This window comes from Pseudomonas sp. H3_A02 (assembly GCF_054671965.1).
In genome coordinates this window covers 2,353,988-2,375,960 of sequence record NZ_CP162807.1, presented here as the reverse complement: position 1 = coordinate 2,375,960, position 21,973 = coordinate 2,353,988, and the positions used below count along the sequence as shown (strand labels likewise).

Sequence of the window (21,973 nt, the reverse complement as noted above, 5' to 3'; positions counted from 1 at the left end):
GAGGGAGCTTGCTCCCGCTGGGCCGGGCTGGCGCTCCAGCGCGAAGCGGCCCTGTTTTGGGGCTGCTGCGCAGCCCAGCGGGAGCAAGCTCCCTCGCCACAGGATCGTCGCCAGGCGTTCGGGCCGTGTGCATTTTGTTGAGCAGGCTTGGTCATTACAGGGTCGGCAACCACGTCTTGGATTAATTTCCCCGTCACGGTTTCGTCATCTGATTAGGCCACTCTGTCGCCCTTCAAACCTGCACGGAACCCGTCATGCTGCACGCCGAAAACCAGGATCGCCTCTATCTCATCAGCCCGAGCGACGAACAACAGAACCTCGTCGACAGCCTGTCCTTCAATGTGCAGGACCGCCATTGGCTGGTGTATTGCGCCCTCGGCGGCCATCAACATGCCGACCTGCCGGAGACAGACCTGCTGACCGGGATCAGTGTGCTGGAGCTGTACTCGGAGGCTGCATGACTGTTTCATTCTGTGGGAGCAAGGCTTGCCCGCGATGAGGTCGGCACCTTCGACAATGCAGTGAAGGACAGATCGCTATCGCGGGCAAGCCTTGCTCCCACAGGTCACAAGCCTCATCGTCCCCCTGGGCCATTGCAGCCCAGGGTCATGCGGCCGAAATCTTACTCAGCCAGCACCTGGCCAACGGTCGGGTCCTTGAACAGCCGGGTCAGGGCATCGCTCAACACGTCGCTGACCAGCTTGGTGTTGGTGTCCTGGTTAGGCGCCATGCCGAAGCGTTGGTCCAGGGACGCACCGTAACGACCGCTGTAGCGGCGGTTGGCGTTCTGCACATCGGAGCGGAAAGTCGCGCCGATGGTGGCTTCGGTCACGTACATGCCTTCCTTGGGCGACTGATACTTGAGCTCGGCCAGGGTCACGGTCAGTTGCGGTGCATTCAAGGCATTGGCGGTCGGCGTGAAGCCCAGCAAACGCACCGCGGCTTCAGCCTGGGCCTGCAGCTTGGGCAGGATCTGCGCGCCCTGCACCGTGATCACGCTGGTTTCCGGATACAGCCCGCCACGGGTGCCGAGCGTCGGCGACGGACGACCGTCCACGACCCGCACCACCACCGGCTGGCCACGACCCACAGGCGCCAGTTGGGCATTGAGCTTGGGCTCCGGGTTAAGTTGTTGCGGGCTGTGGGCGCAGCCGACGAGGGTCAGACTGGTCACAGCGATCAAACCGAACAACAGGCGTTGCAACATGCTCTTCTCTCCAGAATCGGGCACAAACAGGCCGGCAGTATAGCGGTGCGCCATCGCGGTGAACTAGCGCCTTACGATGAATACTGAAATGTCTGACACGGGGCATGGTTGCCGGTTCCTGTCACCCCATTGTCACGGTCCTTACACCGGCATGTCATGCCTCGCTGTCAGGCTTGCTCCAAGCTTCCTGACCCGGTATCCGCTCATGCGCTTCCTCATTTCCCTGTTCACCCCGCGTCCCCATCACCGCAGCTTCGCCCTGCTCGATCGCAACGGCCGTTGCCAGGCCTTCAAGCAGTGCAGCCTGCAACCCATGGGCGAAGGCTGGGTGGAAATCGACGAGATTCGTCTCAACTGGTTGCACCAGCCATTGCCTGCCAGCGCCCGCGTGCAACCGCTCCGTGCCCGCGCACGCAACCGGCAACTGTTGACCATCTGACCGGACGGCTAATAAAAGTCATTAAACACGACCATTTCCCTGCGTTTCTTCGATACAATCTCCCCCCGATTATAAGGACGTCTCCTGATCGGGCCTCGCAACACCGCTGATGCGCTGGTATTGGCACCCCGCACCGCCCACAGAGAGCCGCCCACACAGATCGAGTGAAGCTGGCGCGCTTGCTGTTCTCTCAGGCAAATCACCACTTTTCGCGAATCTGCAGAGCTGTCATTACGCTCGGTCACTGAGCTGTCTGCCCGTTTTGCCTGTCATGTACTCCATGGGGGCAACCAAACCGGGCGCAGTGCCAGGCTGGGACAGCCCTTTTTTGAGGTTCACGTCTTCAAAAGAGCGTGAAAAAACGGGTTTTCACAACTTCACGAGAGTGTGGCGAGCAAATGAAGAGTTTTGCGTCTGAACAAGCACCATTAGCGTCTGGAACAGCCCAACGACACAGGACCGGATATCGCTCAAGAACCGGCGCCTGAAGCCTGTCCGCTACGGATTTGGTTGCACGAACGGATGTCTCGGCCATAAGTCGAATTGCCCGCCCGGCGCTTAAATGAGTTCATGTGACTCTTGAGGCCAGGCTGCATGCATCCGCAGTAGGTGCGAAAAATTGCGAAGATTCGGACATGGCGATCCTGGCCATGGATAACTGGGGCGCAACTGACCTGCCCCGCCACTCCTGGCCGCTATGCCGACAATTTGGTGCTGCAGATTTTGGAGACGCGTTAAATGGCGCATAACGAAGCAGTCGATGTAGTTCTGGTAGGGGCCGGCATCATGAGTGCCACCCTGGCCGTGCTGCTCAAGGAGCTCGACCCCGCGATCTCGCTGGAAGTCGTCGAGCTGATGGATTCCGGTGCCGCGGAGAGTTCCAACCCGTGGAACAACGCCGGCACCGGCCACGCCGGGCTGTGTGAGCTCAACTACACGCCCCAGGCGGCCGACGGCACGGTCGACATCAAGAAAGCCGTGCACATCAACACCCAGTTCGAAGTGTCGAAGCAGTTCTGGACGTACCTGACCAAAAAAGGCACGTTCGGCTCCTCCAAGTCCTTCATCGCCCCGGTGCCACACCTGAGCTTCGTGCAAGGCGAAAAAGGCGTGGAGTTCCTGAAGAAGCGCTTCGAGCTGATGCACCAGCATCACGCCTTCGCCGACATGGAATACACCGAAGACAAAGACCAGATGGCCGAGTGGATGCCGTTGATGATGCCAGGCCGGCCGGACGATGAAGTCATCGCCGCCACCCGCGTCATGAACGGTACCGACGTCAACTTCGGCGCCCTGACCAATCAGTTGCTCAAGCACCTGACCAGCGCTCCGGACACCCAGGTCAAATACTGCAAGCGCGTCACCGGCCTCAAGCGCAACGGCAGCGGCTGGACCGTGAGCATCAAGGACGTCAATTCCGGCAGCACCCGCGACGTCGACGCCAAGTTCGTCTTCCTCGGTGCCGGCGGCGCGGCCTTGCCGCTGCTGCAAGCCTCGGGCATCGAGGAAAGCAAGGGCTTCGGTGGCTTCCCGGTCAGCGGCCAGTGGCTGCGTTGCGACAATCCGGAAGTGGTCAAGCACCACCAGGCCAAGGTCTACAGCCAGGCCGCCGTAGGCTCGCCGCCCATGTCGGTACCGCACCTGGACACCCGCGTGGTCGATGGCAAGAAATCCCTGCTGTTCGGGCCATACGCCGGTTTCACCACTAAGTTCCTCAAGCACGGCTCGATCATGGACCTGCCGCTGTCGGTACGCGCCGGCAACATCGGCCCGATGCTGGCCGTGGCCCGGGACAACATGGACCTTACCAAGTACCTGATCAGCGAAGTGATGCAGTCCATGGAGCAGCGCCTGGAATCCCTGCGTCGCTTCTACCCCGAGGCGAAAGCCGAAGATTGGCGCCTGGAAGTGGCCGGCCAACGGGTGCAGATCATCAAGAAAGACCCGAAGAAAGGTGGCGTCCTGCAGTTCGGCACCGAACTGGTGGCCGCCAAGGACGGCACCCTCGCCGCCCTGCTCGGCGCATCGCCGGGTGCTTCGGTGACCGTATCGATCATGCTGGAACTGATCGAACGCTGCTTCCCGGACAAGGCCAAGGGCGAGTGGGCCAACAAGCTCGCAGAGATCTTCCCGGCCCGGGAAAAAGTGCTGGAAACCGACGCGGCGTTGTATCGCAAGATCAACGCGCAGAACAACATTGCGTTGGAGTTGGTTGAGGACAGCAAGGCTAAAAGTTACGCCTGATACCTTGCAGTCAATATAAAAAGCCTCCCATGCAAATGGGAGGCTTTTTATTTTCCGCGTCGTTAGTTCATGCTGAATTTGATGCGCGTTCCACCGTGACGAACATACTCGTCATCATCTTCAACATAAAACAATTCAGCGACACAGGCACCCGCCGGTTCCGCTTTGACCCAGCGATGATAAAGCATTGCACTTTCATCACTGACCGGTGCCCTTGGGACATGCCCAAAGCTGAAATAGCAAGTGCGGCTGCCTTGTGTATAGCTGAAGGCCTCTCGTTCGGCACGCGATTGGGGCAAGTAGTAGGTTAATTCCTGGCTCTCACCCGGGCTTATCGAAAAGCTGTGGCCCGCATTGGCCGGATTCTGCGTCCAGGTAAAATCGCTGCCGGGAACGATGAGCGCGGTGGTTGCGTTGTAGATTTCGACGTTGACAATGTCATCCCGCGCACAAGAAGCTGAACTTGCCAGACACGCCGCCAGAGACAACAACACTCCGGCAATACACTTTTTTTGATCTTCCATGATAAATACAGCTCCATTAAAACAATGACGTTAAAGCCAATTGGCTTCGACGCAAAAGTAATGGAAATTCAAATAAAACAAAACCGCCCGAATGGTGACATAACCTTTCGGAGCAACTTTCAAAGGAAGAAATTAGTTGCGGTCAAGCGCAATGCTCAACGCTCCGAAGAGCGTTGACAGGGTTTCAACGTGTTCAGCCGCGCGCCTTGTTGAATAGCTCGATGTATTCCTCGGCATTACGCTGGTCCTGGATCAGCGCAACAAAATCGTTGCCGTGTTCATCCTTGCCATTGAGGTCATGGCCGGCCTCGACGAAGAACGTCAAAAAGCGCTCGAAATCGTCGACCCGCAGGCCACGGTAGGCCTTGATCAATTTGTGCAACGACGGCGAAGTGGCATCGACCGGTTCGAAATTGAGGAACAGCTTGATCTGCTCATCACCAATCTCGTCGCCAATCACTTGTTTCTTGTCTTTACGCATTGCCGGCTCCAACTCGCACAATTCACGGGGCGGGCAGTTTACCCCCGCCAGGCCTCGGGGCTCAACGCGGGCGTTCGGTGCCGGTGTGCAGGTCGGCCCAGATATGGCCGTTGGCGTAGGTGAGGAACTGCACATAAACGGTGTTGTTGCGCAGCAGATCGATGACCACCCGGTACTGAGCCTGTGGATAAGACAGCGTCAGGGTCTTGCTCGCCTCATCGAAGACTGGCTTCTTCAGGCTTTTGCTTTCGCCGTCGAAGTTGAGGATCACCTGGTTGATGCTCGCCCCCTTGTTCAAGGACTTGCCCTTGAGGCGGACCAGCAAGGGCGAAGTGACCGGGATCGGTTGCTGGTTGGACTGGCGCTGGTTACCCAGCACCACCGAATACTCGGTCACTTGCAGCAATTGCTGCTGTTCCGGCTGTTCCTGGCGCACCACCAGGTCATCCGGCGGCAGGAACTGGCTGTGCATCGGCGCGGCCACGGCCGTCAACGGCAGGCTGGCGATCAACAGCGAAGTGGCGCAGCGACGGATCGATACACGCATGACAACCTCCAGAATCTTGGCCGGGCACTCTAGCATGAGCCCGGACGGTAAAAATAAGCGATCCGGATCAATACATCCGAACAGCGGGCGCGGCATACTCGAAGGGCCATCAGAGCTGACACCCGCCAGGCGATGCCTCTGTGGCGAGGGAGCTTGCTCCCGCTGGTTGGCGCAGCCGCCCCAACAACAGACAGCTGCAATTCCCCAGTAAACTGCGTCAACCTTTTTTACGACGGCTGCGCCGCCGAGCGGGAGCAAGCTCCCTCGCCACAGGGATCGGTGCTCGGCAGGCCCAGGTGTAACACCCGTTCATTTTGTGTGGAGTACTTATGTCTTTCTCCGCCCCACCGCTGTTCGCCGCCTGGCGCCAAACCTGGCGTGCCGGCTACACCCTGGAACGACTGCGCGGCGATCTGGTGGCCGGGCTGACCGTTGGCATTATCGCCATCCCCCTGGCCATGGCCCTGGCAATTGCCGTCGGCGTACCGCCGCAGCACGGCCTGTACACGGTGTTGGTGGCGGCGCCGCTGATCGCCCTCACCGGCGGCTCGCGCTTCAACGTCAGCGGGCCGACAGCGGCGTTCGTGGTGATCCTGCTGCCCATCACTCAACAATACGGCCTGGGCGGCCTGCTGCTGTGCACCATGCTCGCCGGCCTGATCCTGATCGCCCTGGGCCTGATACGCGCCGGCCGCTTGATCCAGTACATTCCCTATCCGGTCATCCTCGGTTTCACGGCGGGCATCGGCGTGGTCATCGCCACTTTGCAACTCAAGGATCTGCTGGGGCTGACCACCGCAGGCCAAGCCAAACACTACATCGAACAGCTGGGTGAATTGATCGTGGCGCTGCCCGGTGCCCGTCTCGGCGATGGAGTGATCGGCGCCGTGTGCCTGGCGGTGCTGATTGCCTGGCCACGCTGGGTGCCACGGGTGCCCGGGCATCTGGTGGCCCTGCTGGTGGGCACACTGTTGGGGCTGGCGATGGAGCGCGGCGGATGGCCGATCGCGACGTTGGGCGAACGTTTCAGCTACGTCGTCGATGGCGTCGCTCATCCGGGCATCCCGCCCTTCTTACCGAGCTTCGACTGGCCCTGGAACCTGCCGGACAGCCAGGGGCATCCGCTGATCCTGTCCTATGACCTGATCCGCCAATTGCTGGCGCCCGCCTTTGCCATCGCCATGCTCGGTGCCATCGAATCCCTGTTGTGCGCGGTGGTGGCGGACGGCATGACCGGCAGCAAGCACGATCCCAACGCCGAGCTGATGGGCCAGGGCCTGGGTAATCTGGTGGCGCCGCTGTTCGGCGGCATCACCGCCACCGCCGCCATTGCCCGCAGCGCCACCAATGTGCGCAGTGGCGCCTTTTCACCACTGGCCGCGATCATCCACAGCCTCGTGGTGCTGGTGGCGATTGTGCTGCTGGCGCCGCTGTTCAGCTACTTGCCCATGGCCGCACTGGCCGCGCTGCTGGTGATGGTTGCCTGGAACATGAGCGAAGCCGGGCATGTGCTGCACACCCTGCGCATCGCCCCGCGCAGCGACGTGCTGGTGCTGCTGACCTGCCTGGGCCTGACGGTGCTGTTCGACATGGTCCTGGCCGTCGCCGTCGGCCTGCTGCTGGCCGCCGGGCTGTTCATCAAGCGCATGAGCGAACTGACCGACAGCGCCGAGTTGCCGCGCCACTTCCACCAAGCCTTGCTGGACATGCCCGAGCATGTCCGCTGCTACGCCATTCGTGGACCGTTGTTCTTTGGCGCGGCGGAAAAAGCCCTGGATGTGCTGCGCCGGTTCGACCCGGGCGTTCGGGTGGTGGTCGTGGAAATGAGCGCCGTGCCGATGCTGGACATGACGGCGCTGGCCGCGTTTGAAAATATCCTGAAGGATTACCGCAAGCACGGCATCGGCCTGATCCTGGTCGCGACCGCGCCCAGGGTGCGCCTGAAACTGCGCCGCGCCGGGATTCATCGCGAACAGCGGCAATTGGCGTATGTGCAGACCCTGGAGCAGGCGCGAGTCAAGAGCGAAAAATGGCTCACTGCCGGCAGCGCCGCTCATTCAAGACTGGCTTGATCGGTAGTGAGGGTGCAGCTGATTCATGTGGCGAGGGGATTTATCCCCGCTGGGTTGCGAAGCGACCCAAACCGATCGACTCGATCAGCCTGACATACCGGGTTGCCTGTTTTTAGGGCTGCTTCGCAGCCCAGCGGGGATAAATCCCCTCGCCACAGTTCAGTCGAACTGGGCACGCATCCAGGCGTGGTACTCGGCCACGCCGGCCTCGCCTTCACGGGGCGCCCAGTGGGCCAGTTCGCCCTCGCCCACGGGCCGGTAAGGGCCGGCCTTGCATTCGAACATCAGGCTGTCGGCTTCCAGCACCACCAACCCGTGATACACGCCAGCCGGCAGGTCGACGCCGAGGCAATCGCCACCGGCCTGCAGGATGCGTTTATCCACCACCGTACCCGTTTCGTCGAAGATCAACACCCCCAGCCGCCCCTTGAGCACCAGCAAGGTTTCCGCCTTATCAGCGCTCAGGTGGCGGTGCGGTGGGATGTAGGTGGACGGCTGCAAGCCAACCGCCATGCGGTGGCACGGTTCATCCATTTCATGAAAGTTATGGTGCTGTCGTCCGCGAGGACTGGCCGCGGCTTTCTCGGCCAATTCATCGAACAACGCGTGGTCCAGAAAGCTTGGCCGAGTCATCGATTACATGCCCTTGACGGCGAAAATGCCGTTGGCGTTGCGCCAGTAACCTTTGTAGTCCATGCCGTAGCCGAAGATGTAGCGGTCGATACATGGCAGACCGACGAAATCGGCTTTCAAGTCCGGCCGCGCCTTGCGGTCATGGTCCTTGTCGATCAGCACGGCGGTGTGCACGGCGCGGGCGCCGGCGTGTTTGCAGAAGTCGATGATCGCGCCCAGGGTGTGACCTTCGTCGAGGATGTCGTCGATGATCAGCACGTCGCGGTCGATGAACGAGACTTCCGGCTTGGCTTTCCAGAACAGGTCGCCACCGCTGGTTTCGTTGCGATAACGCGTCGCGTGCAGGTAGGACGCTTCCAGGGGGAAGTTCAGATAGGTCAGCAGCTTGCCGGAGAAGATCAGCCCGCCGTTCATGACGCAGAACACCACCGGATTGGCATCGGCCAGTTGCTCATTGATTTGCGCACCGACACGGGCGATGGCCGCTTCGACTTCGGCTTCGGTGTACAGGCAGTCAGCCTCTCGCATGATTTGACGGATATGCTCGAGATCAGCGGACATGGCGCTCTCCAGGGGAAGTTGAGGGGCGGGACGGGTTCGGAAAAGCCGGCAAAGGTACGCATCAAGCAAGGCCAGATCAAGCGTTTGTGGACTAACGTTCTGTATTGTCTATAGGACAACACCCTCGGATAGATTAATCTAGGCCGGTTTTTTTGCCCGCCGCCGGAGCCTTCCCCATGCCCATCCTCGAGATCCGCCACCCGCTGATCAGACACAAACTCGGCCTGATGCGCCGCGCCGATATCAGCACGAAAAACTTCCGTGAACTGGCCCAGGAAGTCGGTGCCCTGCTCACCTACGAGGCCACCAAGGACCTGCCGCTGGAGTCCTATGAAATCGACGGTTGGGCCGGTACGGTCCAGGTCGAGAAAATCGCCGGCAAGAAAATCACCGTGGTGCCGATCCTGCGCGCCGGCATCGGCATGCTCGAAGGCGTCCTGAGCCTGATCCCCGGGGCCAAGGTCAGCGCGGTGGGCGTGGCTCGCAACGAGCAGACCCTGCAAGCGCACACCTACCTGGAAAAACTGGTGCCGGAAATCGACGAGCGCCTGGCGATGATCATCGACCCGATGCTCGCTACCGGCAGCTCCATGGTCGCCACCATCGACCTGTTGAAAAAGGCCGGTTGCCGGGACATCCGCGCCATGGTGCTGGTCGCCGCCCCCGAAGGCATCAAGGCCGTGCAGGACGCTCACCCGGACGTGACCATCTACACCGCGTCCATCGACCAGAAACTCAACGAACATGGCTACATCATCCCGGGCCTGGGCGATGCCGGCGACAAGATCTTCGGCACCAAGCAGAAGGACGCTTGAGCATGCAGGATGAGTTCAACGATCCGCTCTGGCGCCAGGTCCTGTCCGGCGCGCAGATGCTGTTCGTCGCCTTCGGCGCGCTGGTATTGATGCCGCTGATCACCGGGCTGGACCCTAACGTGGCGCTGTTCACCGCCGGCCTGGGGACGATCCTGTTCCAGCTCGTCACCGGACGCCAGGTGCCGGTGTTCCTGGCCTCGAGCTTTGCCTTCATCACCCCGATCATCCTCGCCAAGGGTCAGTTCGGCCTGGCGGCGACCATGGGCGGCGTAATGGCGGCGGGTTTCGTCTACACCTTCCTGGGCCTGGCGGTGAAGATCAAGGGCACCGGGTTCATCGACCGGCTGCTGCCGCCTGTGGTCATCGGCCCGGTGATCATTTCCATCGGCCTGGCCATGGCGCCGATTGCCGCCAACATGGCGATGGGCAAGGCCGGCGACGGCACCGAGCTGATTCATTATCAGACCGCGATGATGATTTCGATGCCGGCCTTGCTCACCACCCTGATCGTCGCGGTGTTCGGCAAAGGCATTTTCCGCCTGGTGCCGATCATTTCCGGCGTGCTGGTGGGCTTTGCCATGGCGTTTTTCTTTGGGGTCGTGGACACCGCGAAGATCGCCGCCGCGCCATGGTTCGCCCTGCCGGCCTTCACCGCACCGGAGTTCAACTGGCAGGCGATCCTGTTCATCGTGCCGGTCGCCCTGGCGCCGGCCATCGAGCACATCGGCGGCGTGATCGCCGTGGGCAGCGTGACCGGTCGCGACTACCTGAAGAAACCCGGCCTGCACCGCACCCTGCTCGGTGACGGCATCGCCACCACCGCCGCCGGCCTGTTCGGCGGCCCGCCCAACACCACCTATGCCGAAGTGACCGGCGCGGTGATGCTGACCAAGAACTACAACCCGAAGATCATGACCTGGGCGGCGATCTTTGCCATCAGCCTGGCGTTCATCGGCAAGTTCGGCGCGCTGCTGCAAAGCATCCCGGTGCCGGTGATGGGCGGGATCCTGTGCCTGTTGTTCGGTTCGATTGCGGCGGTGGGCATGAACACACTGATCCGCCACAAGATCGACTTGGGCGAGGCGCGCAACCTGGTGATCGTTTCGGTGACGTTGGTGTTCGGCATCGGCGGCGTGCTGGTGGGCACCGGCACCGGCCCGGACGATTTCGGTCTCAAAGGCATCGCGCTGTGCGCGGTGGTGGCGATCGCGCTGAACCTGCTGCTGCCGGGCAATGACGGCTGGAAGCAGAAGAAGGTGGATGAGCCGCTGATCTGACCCCAGCTTGATATTTAGTTGTCAGCCAGATAGCTATCGCGAGCAAGCTCGCTCCCACAGTGGATCTCGAGTGGTCACACAATTTGTGTACACAGCAGATCCCATGTGGGAGCGAGCTTGCTCGCGATGGGGCCCTTGAATTCTACAAAGCGATCGGCGCCCGTTCGCAGAGGGTACTCAACGCCTGCGCCCACTGCGCCCCATCATTGAGGCAAGGCACCAGCACCAACTCCTCCCCCCTGCCGCGCGGAACTGCTCACGGCCGCGATCACCGATTTCTTCCAGGGTTTCGATGCAGTCGGCCACGAACGCCGGGCACATCACCAACACTTTCTTCACGCCGCTTTTGGCCAGTTCCTCCAGGCGCGCCTCGGTGTAGGGTTCGATCCACTTGGCCCGCCCCAACCGCGACTGGAACGACACCGACCATTTGCCCTCCGCCAGCCCCATGCGTTGGGCGAACAGTTCGGCCGTGCGGATGCATTGCGCGCGATAACAGGTCGCCATGACCTCTGGCGGCGCGTTCTTGCAGCAGTCGGCATCCTTGAAGCAATGAAACCCTGTCGGGTCGAGCTTGGTCAGGTGCCGTTCCGGCAGACCGTGGAAACTCAACAACAGATGATCGTGTTCTTGCATCAGGTACGGCTTGGCGCTGGTCACCAGGGCGTCGAGGTATTCGGGCTGATCGTAGAACGGCTGGAGAATCGAAAACTGCACATTGAGTTTCTTTTCCCGTACGACCCGCTTGGCCTCCTCGATCACCGTGGTCACGGTGCTGTCGGCGAACTGCGGGTACAACGGCGCCAACGTGATCTTCTTGTGCCCCTGGCTCGCCAGTCGCACCAGTGCCGACTCAATGGACGGCTCGCCATAACGCATCGCCAGCTCCACCGGGCCCTGGGTCCACTGCGCGGTCATGGCCTGCTGCAGCCGGCGACTGAGCACCACCAGCGGCGAACCCTCGTCCCACCAGATCGAGGCGTAAGCATGGGCCGACTGCTCGGGACGTTTGATCAGGATCAGCGATACCAGCAGACGCCGCACCGGCCAGGGCAGGTCGATGACATACGGGTCCATCAGAAATTGATTGAGGTAGCGGCGCACATCGGCCACTGAGGTGGAGGCAGGCGAACCCAGATTCACCAGAAGCAACGCGTGATCGGTCATGCAACGTCCTATTTCAAAGGCGGCTGGACAAGTCTTCCAGGGCCGCAGGCAAATCAGTGAAGCGGAATGTGAAACCCGCCGCCTGCAATCGGGCTGGCGTGGCGCGCTGGCCGCCGAGCAACAGCAAGGACAATTCCCCCAGCGTGACCTTCAGCGCAAGCTCCGGCATCGGCACCACGGCCGGCCGATGCAATACGCGCCCCAGGGCCTTGGCAAAATCGCGGTTGCGCACAGGGTTCGGCGCGCACGCATTATAGGGACCGCTGGCATCGGTGCGGTGCAGAAGAAAATCAATCAGGGCGATTTGATCGTCAATGTGAACCCACGGCATCCACTGCCGACCATTGCCGATACGCCCGCCCAGCGCCAGTTTGAAGGGCAACAGCAGCCGCGACAAAAAGCCGCCCTCTGCAGACAGGACCAGACCGGTACGCACCAGCACCACGCGCAGCCCCATGGCCTCAGCCCGTTGCGCGGTTTCTTCCCAGGCGATGCACAACTGGCTGGCGAAATCTTCGCTCACCGGTCCCGATTCCTCGGTCAACTCACGTTCGCCACCGTCGCCGTACCAGCCCACCGCGGAACCGGAAATCAACACCTGCGGTTTCTGCTCGCAACGCTCCAACCACGCCAGCAAAACTTCCGTCAACGTGATGCGACTGCTCCACAACAACATCTTGCGTTTATGGCTCCAGGGGCGGTCGGCGATGGGCGCGCCGGCGAGGTTGACCACCGCGTCCACCGGCTCGTCAATTTCGTCGAGCCGGGCCACGCCCCGCACCGGTGCCCCGCAGATTTTCGCCACCTCTTCGGGGCGGCGACTCCATACCGTCAGGCGATGTCCCTGCTGCAACCAGAGGCGGCAGAGCTGACGTCCGATCAAACCAGTACCGCCGGTCAGCAATATGTGCATGAGATGTTCCTCGCATCGCGTTTTACCCGGCCCATTAGTCTATTTTTATAAGCAGGGATTTTTCGTATCGGACAGGGTCTGTGTTTAACAATAGGACAACCTGTCCAAACGCGAACGGTAAAACTTATACCAAAAACCCGAATTGTACAGGTTTAAACGACGGCGTAGTCTGTACAGAAAGGTAAACGAGGCCCTCATGACTGTACCTATCGCAATCATCGGCACCGGCATCGCCGGACTTTCAGCCGCTCAGGCCCTGACGGAGGCCGGGCATATCGTTCAACTCTTCGATAAAAGCCATGGCAGTGGCGGACGCATGTCGAGCAAGCGCAGCGACGCCGGCGCGCTGGACATGGGCGCACAGTACTTCACTGCCCGCGATCGCCGCTTTGTCACGGAGGTCCAGCGCTGGCAAGCCAACGGCTGGGCCGCGGAATGGAACCCGCAGCTCTACCATTTCCAGAATGGACAACTGAGCCCATCGCCGGACGAACAGACCCGCTGGGTCGGCACCCCACGCATGAGCGCTATCACCCGCGCCTTGCTCGACAAGCTGCAAGTGCAGTTTTCCTGCCGGATCACCGAGGTGTACCGCGGCCAGGAGCACTGGCATTTGCAGGATGCGGAAGGTTTCACCCACGGCCCCTTCGGCCAAGTGGTGATCGCCACGCCCGCCCCCCAGGCCACCGCATTGCTGGCCGCCGTACCGAAACTGGCCGCCGTGGCCGCCGGGGTGAAGATGGACCCGACCTGGGCCGTGGCCCTGGCCTTCGAAACACCGCTGGACACCCCCATGGAAGGCTGCTTCGTACAAGACAGCCCCCTGGACTGGCTGGCGCGCAACCGCAGCAAACCGGGACGCGACAGCAAGCTCGACACCTGGGTACTGCACGCCACCAGCGACTGGAGCCGGCAGCATATCGACCTGTCCAAGGAAGCCGTGATCGAACACCTGCACGGTGCCTTCGCCGAACTGCTGCACAGCGCGATGCCCGCACCGAGCTTCAGCGTGGCCCATCGCTGGCTCTACGCCCGCCCCGCCGGCAGCCACGAATGGGGAGCGCTGGCCGATGCCGACCTCGGCCTGTATGTGTGCGGCGACTGGTGCCTGTCCGGTCGGGTCGAAGGTGCATGGCTCAGCGGCCAGGAAGCTGCACGTCGCCTGCACGCAAGCCTGCAGTAGATCGCGTCCCCCTCGCTCTTCGCTGCTGTCGAAAGAGACAGCAGCCTGCCTGCGACACCCACTGATGTCGCCCAGCCCTCTCTGAATCCGGTTGACTTGCGTACGTTCGAGCCTATGATGAAAATATTGTACAGAAATATAAATATGTACAAGATTAAGCCATCAGAGGTCGCCCATGCACAGTGCAGCCATCGCCAAACCCAAGATCGCCATCAGCGCCTGCCTGATGGGTGCTGAAGTTCGCTTCAACGGCGGGCACAAGCAATCGCCGTTGTGCAGCCGCACCCTCATCGAATATTTCGACTTCGTGCCGGTGTGCCCCGAAGTCGCCATTGGCTTGGGTATTCCCCGGGAACCGATCCGCCTGGTGGGCGACCCCGAACACCCCGAGGCACTCGGCACGGTGAATCGCGACCTCGACGTGACCCGACCGCTGGCCGACTACGGCCGGCAAATGGCTGGTGAACTGGATGACATCTGCGGCTACATCTTTATGCAGAAATCGCCATCCTGCGGACTGGAGCGGGTCAAGGTCTACGACCACAACGGCGTGACCCAGGACGGCGGCGGGCGCGGCATCTATGCCCAGGCCTTTTGTGAACGCCATCCCGATCTGCCGGTGGAGGAAGACGGCCGCCTCAACGACCCGGTGCTGCGGGAGAACTTCCTGACCCGGGTGTTTGCCTATGCCGCCTGGCAACCCTTGCGCCGCCAGCGCCTGACCCGGCGCGACCTGATCGAATTCCACTCGCGCTACAAATACCTGCTGATGGCGCACAACCCGGAGCAGTACAAGGCCCTGGGCAAACTGCTGGGCACCATGGGCAAGGCCGATGCCAATGAGCTGGGCCCACGCTATTTCAGTGCATTGATGGCCGCCTTGAAGAAATGCGCCACCCGCCGTACCCACACCAATGTGCTGCAACACCTGAGCGGGTACCTCAAGCGCGACATCGACGCCGAGGACAAACAGGAGGTGCAGCACCTCATCGGGCAATACCGCCTCGGCATCGTGCCCTTGGTGGTTCCGCTGACCTTGCTCAAGCATCACCTGCGCCAGCACCCCGATCCTTACCTGGCGCAGCAGGTCTACCTGCAACCGCACCCGGAAAACCTCAGCTTGCGAAACGCTATTTAATGAACCACGACCCCGATGCCAGCGCCCGCGAAGACCTGGGAGCCGACTTTGCCAAGGCCTTGGCGCAAGGCTGGTTGCCCATCCGCGAAGTCGCTCGGCAGACCGGTGTCAACGCCGTCACGCTGCGGGCCTGGGAGCGCCGGTACGGCCTGATCGTGCCGCACCGCACGCCCAAGGGCCACCGCTTGTTCAACGCCGACCATGTGCAACGGATCCGGAATATCCTCACCTGGATCGATCGTGGCGTTGCGGTGAGCAAGATCAAGCCGTTGCTGGACATACCGCCGCTGCCGATGGAGCCCACACAGCCACCGGAGAACGATTGGCAGCGTCAGCGTCACGCCCTGGCGCTGGCGGTGACGCAACTGGCCGAACGTCAGATCGATGACCTGGTCAACCAGGCGATGGCGCTGTATCCACCCTGGACCGTGTGCGAACAATTGCTCCTGCCGCTGCTGGCCGAACTGCACCTGCGCTGGCAAGGCCAGTTCGGCGCGCAACTGGAACAGGTTTTCCTGTACTCGTGGCTGCGCAGCAAGTTCGGCAGCCGGATCTACCACAACAACCGTCAGGTGCGCGGCGCGCCACTTTTGTTGGTCAATCATTCGGACTTGCCCCAGGAGCCGCATTTGTGGCTCACCGCCTGGCTGGTCAGCAGCGCCGATTGTCCGGTGGAAGTGTTCGACAGCCCGCTACCGGCGGGCGAACTGGCCCTGGCAGTCGAACGCCTCAAGGCCCGTGGCGTCCTGTTGTATTCCAATCACGCCCTCAATCTGTCCCAACTGCCCAGGCTGCTCAGCGGTATCGATTGCCCGATCATCATTGCCGGCCCGGCCGCGTCGATCCACCAGGCCCGGTTATCCACAGGCGTTGCGAAGATTGACCTGTCCTGGGCCGAAGACCCGCTATCGGCTCACCGCGAACTGAGCCGCAGAGAACTCCTTTAAATGAAAAACAGCCTGCAACTGATCTGGTTGCGCAGCGACTTGCGCCTGCACGACAACACCGCCCTGGCGGCTGCCGCAGCCCGAGGGCCATGCGCAGCGGTGTACCTGACCAGCCCCGAGCAGTGGCGCGTCCATGACGACGCACCGTGCAAGATCGATTTCTGGCTGCGCAACCTCGGCGCGTTGAGCGCGGCCCTGGATGAATTGAACATCCCGCTCTTGATCCGCGAGTCAGCGCATTGGCACCAGGCGCCGTCCGTGCTGCTCAAGCTGTGTCGCGAACTGAACATTAGTGCCGTGCATGTCAATGAAGAGTACGGCGTGAATGAAACGCAACGCGACGCCGAGGTCGCCCGCGCGTTGAATGACCAGGGCATTGAGTTTCGCAGTCATCTCGACCAACTGCTGTTCAAGCCTGGCAGCGTGCTGACCAAGACCGGCAACTATTTCCAAGTGTTCAGCCAGTTCCGCAAAGTCTGCTACAACCGTCTGCACTTTTCATTGCCGAGCCTGGTCGCCACGCCGCACCGGCAGGCTCCCACGGGCATTGCCCGCGATACTGTGCCGACGCAAGTCGATGGATTCGCCCCGCCCCGTGAAGCACTGCGCGCCCTCTGGCCCGCCGGGGAAACCGAAGCCCGACGGCGTCTGGACAGCTTTGTCGACCAACACCTCGACGATTACCAGCACGAACGGGATTTCCCCGCCCGCCCCGGCACCAGCCAGCTCTCGGCCTATCTGGTAGCCGGGGTGGTGTCGCCACGTCAGTGCCTGCATGCCGCACTGCAAGCCAACCGGGGTGAATTCGAGAGTGGAAGTGCCGGCGCTGTGACCTGGATCAATGAATTGCTCTGGCGGGAGTTCTATAAACACATTCTCGTGGGCTATCCACGTGTGTCGCGCCACCGCGCGTTCCGCCCGGAGACCGAGGCGCTGGCGTGGCGCAAAGCCCCCGCAGAACTGGAGGCCTGGAAACAGGCGCGCACTGGCCTGCCGATTATCGATGCGGCCATGCGCCAATTGCTGGAAACCGGCTGGATGCACAACCGTTTGCGGATGGTAGTCGCCATGTTCCTGACCAAGAACCTGCTGATCGATTGGCGTGAAGGCGAGCGTTTTTTCATGCAGCACCTGATCGACGGCGACCTGGCCGCCAATAATGGCGGCTGGCAGTGGAGCGCCTCCACCGGCACCGACTCAGCGCCTTGGTTCCGCATCTTCAACCCGTTGAGCCAGTCGGAAAAATTTGACCGCGAGGGACTATTCATCAAGTACTGGCTACCGGAACTGAACGATCTGACTGGGCAACAGGTCCATAGCCCAAATACCCCAGGCGGCTTGTTTGGCGCCATGGATTATCCGGCACCGATCGTCGATTTGCGCGAGTCCAGGGCGCGGGCGCTGGCAGCGTTCAGAAACCTGCCGGTGCGACAGGATGCCGCCGTTGAAGGGGTGGGCGATCAGCGAACATGAATTTGCCGGGCCGCAGGATGCAATATTTACCCGATAACATATAGTCTTACTAATCGTGCCGCGCCTACTGAAGGCTGTGTCTCAGGGCGCCGCGCAATCGAAAGGAGTATGGAATGGGTCTAAGACTGCCACGGCGCTATTGGCTCACCGGGGCTGGCAATGGAGTCGGCGCTTCGTTGGCTGAAGCGATACTCGAGACAGGTGCCTACCTGGCCGTCAGTTCGCGCTCGGCTCAAGCGTGCGAAACCCTTTCGACACGTTATCCAGGACGAGTGCTGACCGTGCCCGGCAATTTGACCGACAGCCAGGTCGTGCGCGAGATCGGCGAGCAAATCTCTCGACAATGGGGTGCCCTGGATCAGGTGATTCTCAATGCCGGAACGGCTGAGTACGTTGACGGACAACCTGCCGACCAGACATTGATCGAGCATATCGTGCGCAGCAACCTGCTGGCCGCCAGCTTCTGCATCGAAGTGGCCATACCCTTGTTGCGCGCCGGGACCCAACCTCATCTGGTGGGTATTGCCAGCCCGGCGACTTTTCTGCCGCCCTCGAAAATCGAAGCGGGTGGAAGCGGGATGCGCCATCTGTTCGAATCGGCTCGGACAGAGCTGACGTCTGCGGGCGTTGATGTGACATTGGTGCACCCTGGCTACGACGACCCATCGCTGGGGCCCGACGATTGTTTCCCATTCCCGGCCCACTGGTCGCCAGAAGAAGCGGCGCGGCATGTGTTGAATCACTTGGTCGAACGCCCCCGAGAAGTCGCACTCCCCATCGCGTTCATGCCCGCCCTGTGGCCCTTGCCTTCATCCACCGAAGCCCTGCCGGCCGACATCGACTCATGCCAGGCGAAAAACGGCTATCCGATCAAGGGACGCCCCTGAGCCGCCGATTGCCTTACACTGCGCGCCATGAAAACCATCCCCCTCCATGAAATCCCGGCACCGGCCGTCACATGTTCGACGTGCGCGGCGTGCTGCTGCCAGTTGGAAGTGATGCTGATCACCGACACTGGGGTCCCGGAGCGTTTTATCGACACGGACGATTGGGGTGGGGAAGTGATGCTGCGGCTCGACGACGGTTGGTGCGCGGCCTTGGATCGCGACAGCATGATGTGCACCATCTACGAAAAGCGCCCGCTGATCTGTCGCGAGTTCGAGATGGGGGCGCCGGAATGCCTGGAAGAGCGCCAGGGAATTGCGACGGCGTATCGCTAAAAGAATGATCTGACAGACCTGATTTACTGTGGGAGCGAGCTTGCTCGCGATAGCGGTAGGTCAGACAACTTCAGGGTGGCTGGTCTATCACTATCGCGAGCAAGCTCGCTCCCACAATTGTTGCTCAGGTGTTATAGCGGCATCGTGTAGTGCAGCGCGTAGCTTTCCACACCGTCGTTGGTCGACTTGATACCGGCGTTGGAGTAGTGAGTGGCGCGAATGCCCACTTCATGTCCACCATTGAAGCGCAGGCCAAACCCGATGCGATCCTCGAACTGGAAGGCCGTTCCCAACTTGTTGCTTTCCACTTCGGTATTGGCGAACAGTGCAACACCGACACCCGCCTCGATGTAAGGCTTCACGTTCTGCCCGGAAAATTCATACACAAACACAGGCGAGAACGACAGGCTGTGGTTGCTGGATGTCTCGTCCCCGTCCCAATAGGTATAGGCACCGCTCCAGTAGCCGGTCAGGCGACCGACGTCACTTTGCAGCCAGCTCTTGTCCCAGTCGAACTGCATGCCCAGGCGATAGGTCATGGTCGAGTCGCTGGTCTGGCCCACCCCAAATTCCACACCCGCTGCTTGCGCAGTGTAAGTGTGCCCCAACAACGCAGCCGCAAACGCGGCAAAGCAGAATAAGCGCTTCATTAGAAACATCCTTTTCCGAACAGACTTAGTTGATTTTGTTACAAACACTCGAAGCTATAGAAATCCGCGCTAAAACAGAAGTTCAGCACGATTTACATAATTTTCACGTTTTTTTTACAGATCGAAGCTTCGCACAACGCCAGACGAATGCCATAGGGTTGGTAGGATTTTTCTTAGATGCATCGGGTCTGCGCTGGTCCAGAAGTGCGTTTCACTGGCCGGTCCTTCAGCCAACAGCCCCCGTTCAATCAACAGGCGTTGAAGTTGCCGGGCCACCGCGGCCCCCGTGTCGATGAGGCTGATGTGTTCAGGAATCATCCGCGCGAGCAACGGCTTGAGGAAAGGATAGTGCGTGCAACCCAGGATCAGCGTATCGCAGCCGGCCGCCAGCAAGGGGTCGACGTAATGCTGCAGCAATTGATACAAGGCCGGGTTGTGCAGATCACCCGCTTCGATCAGCTCCACCAGCCCAGGACACGGTTGCGTGATGACCCGCACATCGGTGGCGAAACGGTCGAGCAACGCGGCGAACTTGGCGCTCTGCAAGGTGCCGGTGGTGGCCAGTACGCCGACGATACCGCTACGGGTGGCGGCGGCTGCGGGCTTGACCGCCGGCTCCATGCCGACGATGGGCCAATGGGGGAAATCACGGCGCAGGTCGGCAACGGCAGCGACCGTTGCGGTGTTACAGGCGACGACCAAGGCCTTGGCGCCTTGGCCCAGGAGAAAGTCGGCAATGATCGCGCAACGTTGTCGGATGTATTCCGGAGTCTTCTCGCCGTAGGGAATATGCCCACAGTCAGCCACGTACAACAGCGACTCATTGGGCAGCAGCCGACGGATCTCCCCCAGCACCGACAGCCCGCCAACCCCCGAGTCGAGCACACCGACCGGCGCTTCACTCATGTTGACCACCACAGACGCTGCAACCTGGATCACGCTTGACCCGCAACTCACGGAATCGTGTGCCCAAGGCATCGATCAACAGCAGGCGCCCCACCAGCGGCTCACCGAAACCGACCAGCAACTTCAAGGCTTCAAGAGCTTGCAAGCTGCCCACCAATCCCACCAGCGGCCCGATCACACCGGCTTCGCTGCAGGTCAGTTCGGCTTCGCTGCCGTGGCCGTAGAGGCAGTGGTAGCAAGGGCTTTCAGGACGGCGCGGATCGAACACCGACAACTGCCCTTCCAGGCGAATCGCCGCGCCGCTGACCAACGGTTTACCCGCTGCGACACAGGCCGCGTTTACCGCTTCGCGGGTCGAGAAATTGTCCGAGCAATCGAGCACCACATCCACCACCGCGACCGCAGCGGCCAGGCTGTCTTCGTCCATGGCCACCCGGTGAGGCACCAGCCGAACCTCGGGGTTGATCGCCCCCAGGCGCCGCATCGCCGAATCGACCTTGCTCAGGCCGACGCTGTCGGTGTCGTGAATGACCTGGCGTTGCAGGTTGGTCAAATCGACGCTGTCGAAATCCGCCAGGTGCAGCTCACCCACGCCGGCAGCGGCCAGGTACAACGCCACCGGGGCACCGAGCCCGCCGAGGCCGATGATCAACACGCGGCTTTGCTTGAGGCGCAATTGGCCGTCGATGTCGACATGCTGCAACAGAATCTGCCGACTGTAGCGCAACAGCTCCTGATCGTTCAGCACGGCAGGCACCCCCAGGCTGATGCGCTCATGGCCCCCCAGGTCCTTGCGGCTGTGGACTTCAACAAACCCTTGGGCGCTCAGCAAATCGCGCACCGCTTCGGCCTGATCGTAACCGTGCTCGAGCATCAGCCAGCCACCCGGTTCGAGGTGCGCCGGCGCCTGGGCCACGATCTGGCGTAGATCATCGAGCCCATCCGGCCCGGCCACCAAGGCACTGGCCGGCTCGAAACGCACGTCGCCCTCGGCCAGGTGCGGATCGCTGGCGGCGATGTACGGCGGGTTGCTGATGATCAACTGGAAACGCTCGCCTTCCAAAGCGCTGAACCAGTGGCTGCTCAACACCGTGACGTTGCGCAGGTCCAGGCGCTGGCGATTGCGTTCGGCCAGGGCCACGGCCTCCAGCACCCGGTCGACCGCCGTGACGTTCCAGGCCGGGCGCTCACTGGCCAACGCCAGGGCAATCGCGCCGCTGCCGGTGCCCAGGTCCAGGACCCGGGCCGGTGTCGCGGGCAGCAAGGCCAGTGCGGTTTCCACCAGCAGCTCGGTGTCGGGACGCGGGATCAGCGTATGGGGCGCGACTTCCAGGTCGAGCTTCCAGAAACCCTGCTGCCCGAGGATGTAGGCCACCGGCTCGCCGGAGCGACGACGCCGCAGGTATTCGGAGAACAGCAACGCCGCCTCGCTGGGCACGATCCGCTCAGGCCAGGTGTGCAGGAAGCTGCGGGACTTGCCCAGGGCAGCGGCCAGCAACAACTCGACATCCAGCCGTGGCGTGGGCGAATCCGGTAGCTCGGCGGCGCGTAACAGACTGGCGATAATGGTCATTCA

The 21,973-nt window shown here is 61.5% G+C and carries 22 protein-coding genes and 2 pseudogenes; 12 read left to right on the top strand and 12 right to left on the bottom strand.

Translation table 11 applies throughout. The annotated features are described in order from the left end of the window. Positions 1-254 precede the first annotated feature (254 nt). Positions 255-461 carry a hypothetical protein gene (locus AB4N80_RS10415; protein ID WP_014340170.1) on the top strand — a complete coding sequence of 69 codons (207 nt, stop codon included), beginning with the start codon at positions 255-257 and terminating at the stop codon, positions 459-461. Between the two features lie 161 nt (positions 462-622). Here the strand turns inward: AB4N80_RS10415 and AB4N80_RS10410 are convergent, their stop codons facing one another. Next, positions 623-1,207 carry a YajG family lipoprotein gene (locus AB4N80_RS10410; protein ID WP_106270605.1) on the bottom strand — a complete coding sequence of 195 codons (585 nt, stop codon included), beginning with the start codon at positions 1,205-1,207 and terminating at the stop codon, positions 623-625. Between the two features lie 205 nt (positions 1,208-1,412). Here AB4N80_RS10410 and AB4N80_RS10405 point away from each other — a divergent pair, with 205 nt between their 5' ends. Together AB4N80_RS10405 and mqo are read left to right on the top strand one after the other, a co-directional pair. Then, positions 1,413-1,646 carry a hypothetical protein gene (locus AB4N80_RS10405; protein WP_014340171.1) on the top strand — a complete coding sequence of 78 codons (234 nt, stop codon included), beginning with the start codon at positions 1,413-1,415 and terminating at the stop codon, positions 1,644-1,646. A gap of 738 nt (positions 1,647-2,384) precedes the next feature. Further along, a complete protein-coding gene (mqo, locus tag AB4N80_RS10400) occupies positions 2,385-3,890 on the top strand; it encodes a malate dehydrogenase (quinone) (RefSeq protein WP_122564688.1) in 1,506 nt (501 codons plus the stop codon). Positions 3,891-3,952: 62 nt separating this feature from the next. Here mqo and AB4N80_RS10395 read toward each other — a convergent pair whose 3' ends face one another. From AB4N80_RS10395 to AB4N80_RS10385, 3 genes are all read right to left on the bottom strand, one after another. Further along, complete coding sequence (locus AB4N80_RS10395; RefSeq protein ID WP_122564689.1) at positions 3,953-4,414, bottom strand: hypothetical protein; 462 nt, start codon at positions 4,412-4,414, stop codon at positions 3,953-3,955. Between the two features lie 193 nt (positions 4,415-4,607). Continuing rightward, the gene (locus tag AB4N80_RS10390) at positions 4,608-4,895 is read right to left on the bottom strand and encodes a PA4642 family protein (protein WP_122564690.1); all 288 of its coding nucleotides are present in this window, start codon (positions 4,893-4,895) and stop codon (positions 4,608-4,610) included. A 61-nt stretch (positions 4,896-4,956) separates the two neighbouring features. Next, a complete protein-coding gene (locus tag AB4N80_RS10385; protein WP_122564691.1) occupies positions 4,957-5,442 on the bottom strand; it encodes a hypothetical protein in 486 nt (161 codons plus the stop codon). Positions 5,443-5,771: 329 nt separating this feature from the next. Here AB4N80_RS10385 and dauA point away from each other — a divergent pair, with 329 nt between their 5' ends. After that, positions 5,772-7,514 carry a C4-dicarboxylic acid transporter DauA gene (gene dauA, locus AB4N80_RS10380; protein ID WP_122564692.1) on the top strand — a complete coding sequence of 581 codons (1,743 nt, stop codon included), beginning with the start codon at positions 5,772-5,774 and terminating at the stop codon, positions 7,512-7,514. A 159-nt stretch (positions 7,515-7,673) separates the two neighbouring features. Here dauA and AB4N80_RS10375 read toward each other — a convergent pair whose 3' ends face one another. Together AB4N80_RS10375 and AB4N80_RS10370 are read right to left on the bottom strand one after the other, a co-directional pair. Then, positions 7,674-8,147, bottom strand: coding sequence for a WbuC family cupin fold metalloprotein (locus AB4N80_RS10375; RefSeq protein ID WP_122564693.1), 474 nt, complete (start codon positions 8,145-8,147; stop codon positions 7,674-7,676). 3 nt (positions 8,148-8,150) lie between these two features. Then, on the bottom strand, positions 8,151-8,708 hold the full coding sequence (locus AB4N80_RS10370; protein WP_053125250.1) for a hypoxanthine-guanine phosphoribosyltransferase: 558 nt from the start codon (positions 8,706-8,708) through the stop codon (positions 8,151-8,153). Positions 8,709-8,884: 176 nt separating this feature from the next. On the opposite strand from AB4N80_RS10370, the gene upp reads away from it, so the two are divergent. Together upp and AB4N80_RS10360 are read left to right on the top strand one after the other, a co-directional pair. Then, on the top strand, positions 8,885-9,523 hold the full coding sequence (upp, locus tag AB4N80_RS10365) for a uracil phosphoribosyltransferase (RefSeq protein WP_003185330.1): 639 nt from the start codon (positions 8,885-8,887) through the stop codon (positions 9,521-9,523). Positions 9,524-9,525: 2 nt separating this feature from the next. Then, the gene (locus AB4N80_RS10360; RefSeq protein ID WP_122564694.1) at positions 9,526-10,800 is read left to right on the top strand and encodes a uracil-xanthine permease family protein; all 1,275 of its coding nucleotides are present in this window, start codon (positions 9,526-9,528) and stop codon (positions 10,798-10,800) included. 142 nt (positions 10,801-10,942) lie between these two features. Here the strand turns inward: AB4N80_RS10360 and hemH are convergent. Next, positions 10,943-11,967: pseudogene (gene hemH / locus AB4N80_RS10355) on the bottom strand (ferrochelatase). A 13-nt stretch (positions 11,968-11,980) separates the two neighbouring features. Continuing rightward, positions 11,981-12,880, bottom strand: a complete 900-nt coding sequence (locus AB4N80_RS10350) for a TIGR01777 family oxidoreductase (protein WP_122564696.1) — start codon at positions 12,878-12,880, stop codon at positions 11,981-11,983. 196 nt (positions 12,881-13,076) lie between these two features. Here AB4N80_RS10350 and AB4N80_RS10345 point away from each other — a divergent pair, with 196 nt between their 5' ends. The 6 genes from AB4N80_RS10345 to AB4N80_RS10320 all read left to right on the top strand — a co-directional run bounded on the left by AB4N80_RS10345 (position 13,077) and on the right by AB4N80_RS10320 (position 18,841). Further along, on the top strand, positions 13,077-14,063 hold the full coding sequence (locus tag AB4N80_RS10345; RefSeq protein ID WP_122564697.1) for an NAD(P)/FAD-dependent oxidoreductase: 987 nt from the start codon (positions 13,077-13,079) through the stop codon (positions 14,061-14,063). 175 nt (positions 14,064-14,238) lie between these two features. Continuing rightward, the gene (locus tag AB4N80_RS10340) at positions 14,239-15,201 is read left to right on the top strand and encodes a YbgA family protein (protein WP_122564698.1); all 963 of its coding nucleotides are present in this window, start codon (positions 14,239-14,241) and stop codon (positions 15,199-15,201) included. Next, positions 15,201-16,148 (top strand): MerR family transcriptional regulator, encoded by a 948-nt coding sequence (locus tag AB4N80_RS10335; protein ID WP_122564699.1) that lies wholly within the window; start codon positions 15,201-15,203, stop codon positions 16,146-16,148. The genes AB4N80_RS10340 and AB4N80_RS10335 overlap by 1 nt, the downstream gene beginning before the upstream one ends. 12 nt (positions 16,149-16,160) lie before the next feature. Then, positions 16,161-17,621, top strand: coding sequence for a deoxyribodipyrimidine photo-lyase (phrB, locus tag AB4N80_RS10330; RefSeq protein WP_460083045.1), 1,461 nt, complete (start codon positions 16,161-16,163; stop codon positions 17,619-17,621). A 113-nt stretch (positions 17,622-17,734) separates the two neighbouring features. After that, the gene (locus tag AB4N80_RS10325) at positions 17,735-18,508 is read left to right on the top strand and encodes an SDR family NAD(P)-dependent oxidoreductase (protein WP_460081843.1); all 774 of its coding nucleotides are present in this window, start codon (positions 17,735-17,737) and stop codon (positions 18,506-18,508) included. A 27-nt stretch (positions 18,509-18,535) separates the two neighbouring features. Beyond that, positions 18,536-18,841, top strand: coding sequence for a YkgJ family cysteine cluster protein (locus AB4N80_RS10320; protein WP_060740657.1), 306 nt, complete (start codon positions 18,536-18,538; stop codon positions 18,839-18,841). A gap of 131 nt (positions 18,842-18,972) precedes the next feature. On the opposite strand, the gene AB4N80_RS10315 is transcribed toward AB4N80_RS10320, so the two are convergent. The 4 genes and pseudogenes from AB4N80_RS10315 to prmC all read right to left on the bottom strand — a co-directional run. Then, positions 18,973-19,491, bottom strand: coding sequence for an acyloxyacyl hydrolase (locus AB4N80_RS10315; RefSeq protein ID WP_305482153.1), 519 nt, complete (start codon positions 19,489-19,491; stop codon positions 18,973-18,975). A gap of 114 nt (positions 19,492-19,605) precedes the next feature. Further along, positions 19,606-20,397 (bottom strand): glutamate racemase, encoded by a 792-nt coding sequence (gene murI / locus AB4N80_RS10310; protein WP_122564703.1) that lies wholly within the window; start codon positions 20,395-20,397, stop codon positions 19,606-19,608. After that, positions 20,390-21,145, bottom strand: coding sequence for a molybdopterin-synthase adenylyltransferase MoeB (locus AB4N80_RS10305; protein ID WP_122564738.1), 756 nt, complete (start codon positions 21,143-21,145; stop codon positions 20,390-20,392). Before AB4N80_RS10305 ends, murI begins: the two co-directional genes overlap by 8 nt. Positions 21,146-21,154: 9 nt before the next feature. Beyond that, positions 21,155-21,970: pseudogene (gene prmC, locus AB4N80_RS10300) on the bottom strand (peptide chain release factor N(5)-glutamine methyltransferase); the annotation flags it as partial. Positions 21,971-21,973 lie beyond the last annotated feature (3 nt).

Bases quoted from the DNA above. Each gene is read 5' to 3' on its own strand.
- AB4N80_RS10415 (WP_014340170.1), top strand. From the start codon at position 255: ATGCTGCACGCCGAAAACCAGGATCGCCTCTATCTCATCAGCCCGAGC.
- AB4N80_RS10410 (WP_106270605.1), bottom strand. From the start codon at position 1,207: ATGTTGCAACGCCTGTTGTTCGGTTTGATCGCTGTGACCAGTCTGACC.
- AB4N80_RS10405 (WP_014340171.1), top strand. From the start codon at position 1,413: ATGCGCTTCCTCATTTCCCTGTTCACCCCGCGTCCCCATCACCGCAGC.
- mqo (WP_122564688.1), top strand. From the start codon at position 2,385: ATGGCGCATAACGAAGCAGTCGATGTAGTTCTGGTAGGGGCCGGCATC.
- AB4N80_RS10395 (WP_122564689.1), bottom strand. From the start codon at position 4,414: ATGGAAGATCAAAAAAAGTGTATTGCCGGAGTGTTGTTGTCTCTGGCG.
- AB4N80_RS10390 (WP_122564690.1), bottom strand. From the start codon at position 4,895: ATGCGTAAAGACAAGAAACAAGTGATTGGCGACGAGATTGGTGATGAG.
- AB4N80_RS10385 (WP_122564691.1), bottom strand. From the start codon at position 5,442: ATGCGTGTATCGATCCGTCGCTGCGCCACTTCGCTGTTGATCGCCAGC.
- dauA (WP_122564692.1), top strand. From the start codon at position 5,772: ATGTCTTTCTCCGCCCCACCGCTGTTCGCCGCCTGGCGCCAAACCTGG.
- AB4N80_RS10375 (WP_122564693.1), bottom strand. From the start codon at position 8,147: ATGACTCGGCCAAGCTTTCTGGACCACGCGTTGTTCGATGAATTGGCC.
- AB4N80_RS10370 (WP_053125250.1), bottom strand. From the start codon at position 8,708: ATGTCCGCTGATCTCGAGCATATCCGTCAAATCATGCGAGAGGCTGAC.
- upp (WP_003185330.1), top strand. From the start codon at position 8,885: ATGCCCATCCTCGAGATCCGCCACCCGCTGATCAGACACAAACTCGGC.
- AB4N80_RS10360 (WP_122564694.1), top strand. From the start codon at position 9,526: ATGCAGGATGAGTTCAACGATCCGCTCTGGCGCCAGGTCCTGTCCGGC.
- AB4N80_RS10350 (WP_122564696.1), bottom strand. From the start codon at position 12,880: ATGCACATATTGCTGACCGGCGGTACTGGTTTGATCGGACGTCAGCTC.
- AB4N80_RS10345 (WP_122564697.1), top strand. From the start codon at position 13,077: ATGACTGTACCTATCGCAATCATCGGCACCGGCATCGCCGGACTTTCA.
- AB4N80_RS10340 (WP_122564698.1), top strand. From the start codon at position 14,239: ATGCACAGTGCAGCCATCGCCAAACCCAAGATCGCCATCAGCGCCTGC.
- AB4N80_RS10335 (WP_122564699.1), top strand. From the start codon at position 15,201: ATGAACCACGACCCCGATGCCAGCGCCCGCGAAGACCTGGGAGCCGAC.
- AB4N80_RS10325 (WP_460081843.1), top strand. From the start codon at position 17,735: ATGGGTCTAAGACTGCCACGGCGCTATTGGCTCACCGGGGCTGGCAAT.
- AB4N80_RS10320 (WP_060740657.1), top strand. From the start codon at position 18,536: ATGAAAACCATCCCCCTCCATGAAATCCCGGCACCGGCCGTCACATGT.
- AB4N80_RS10315 (WP_305482153.1), bottom strand. From the start codon at position 19,491: ATGAAGCGCTTATTCTGCTTTGCCGCGTTTGCGGCTGCGTTGTTGGGG.
- murI (WP_122564703.1), bottom strand. From the start codon at position 20,397: ATGAGTGAAGCGCCGGTCGGTGTGCTCGACTCGGGGGTTGGCGGGCTG.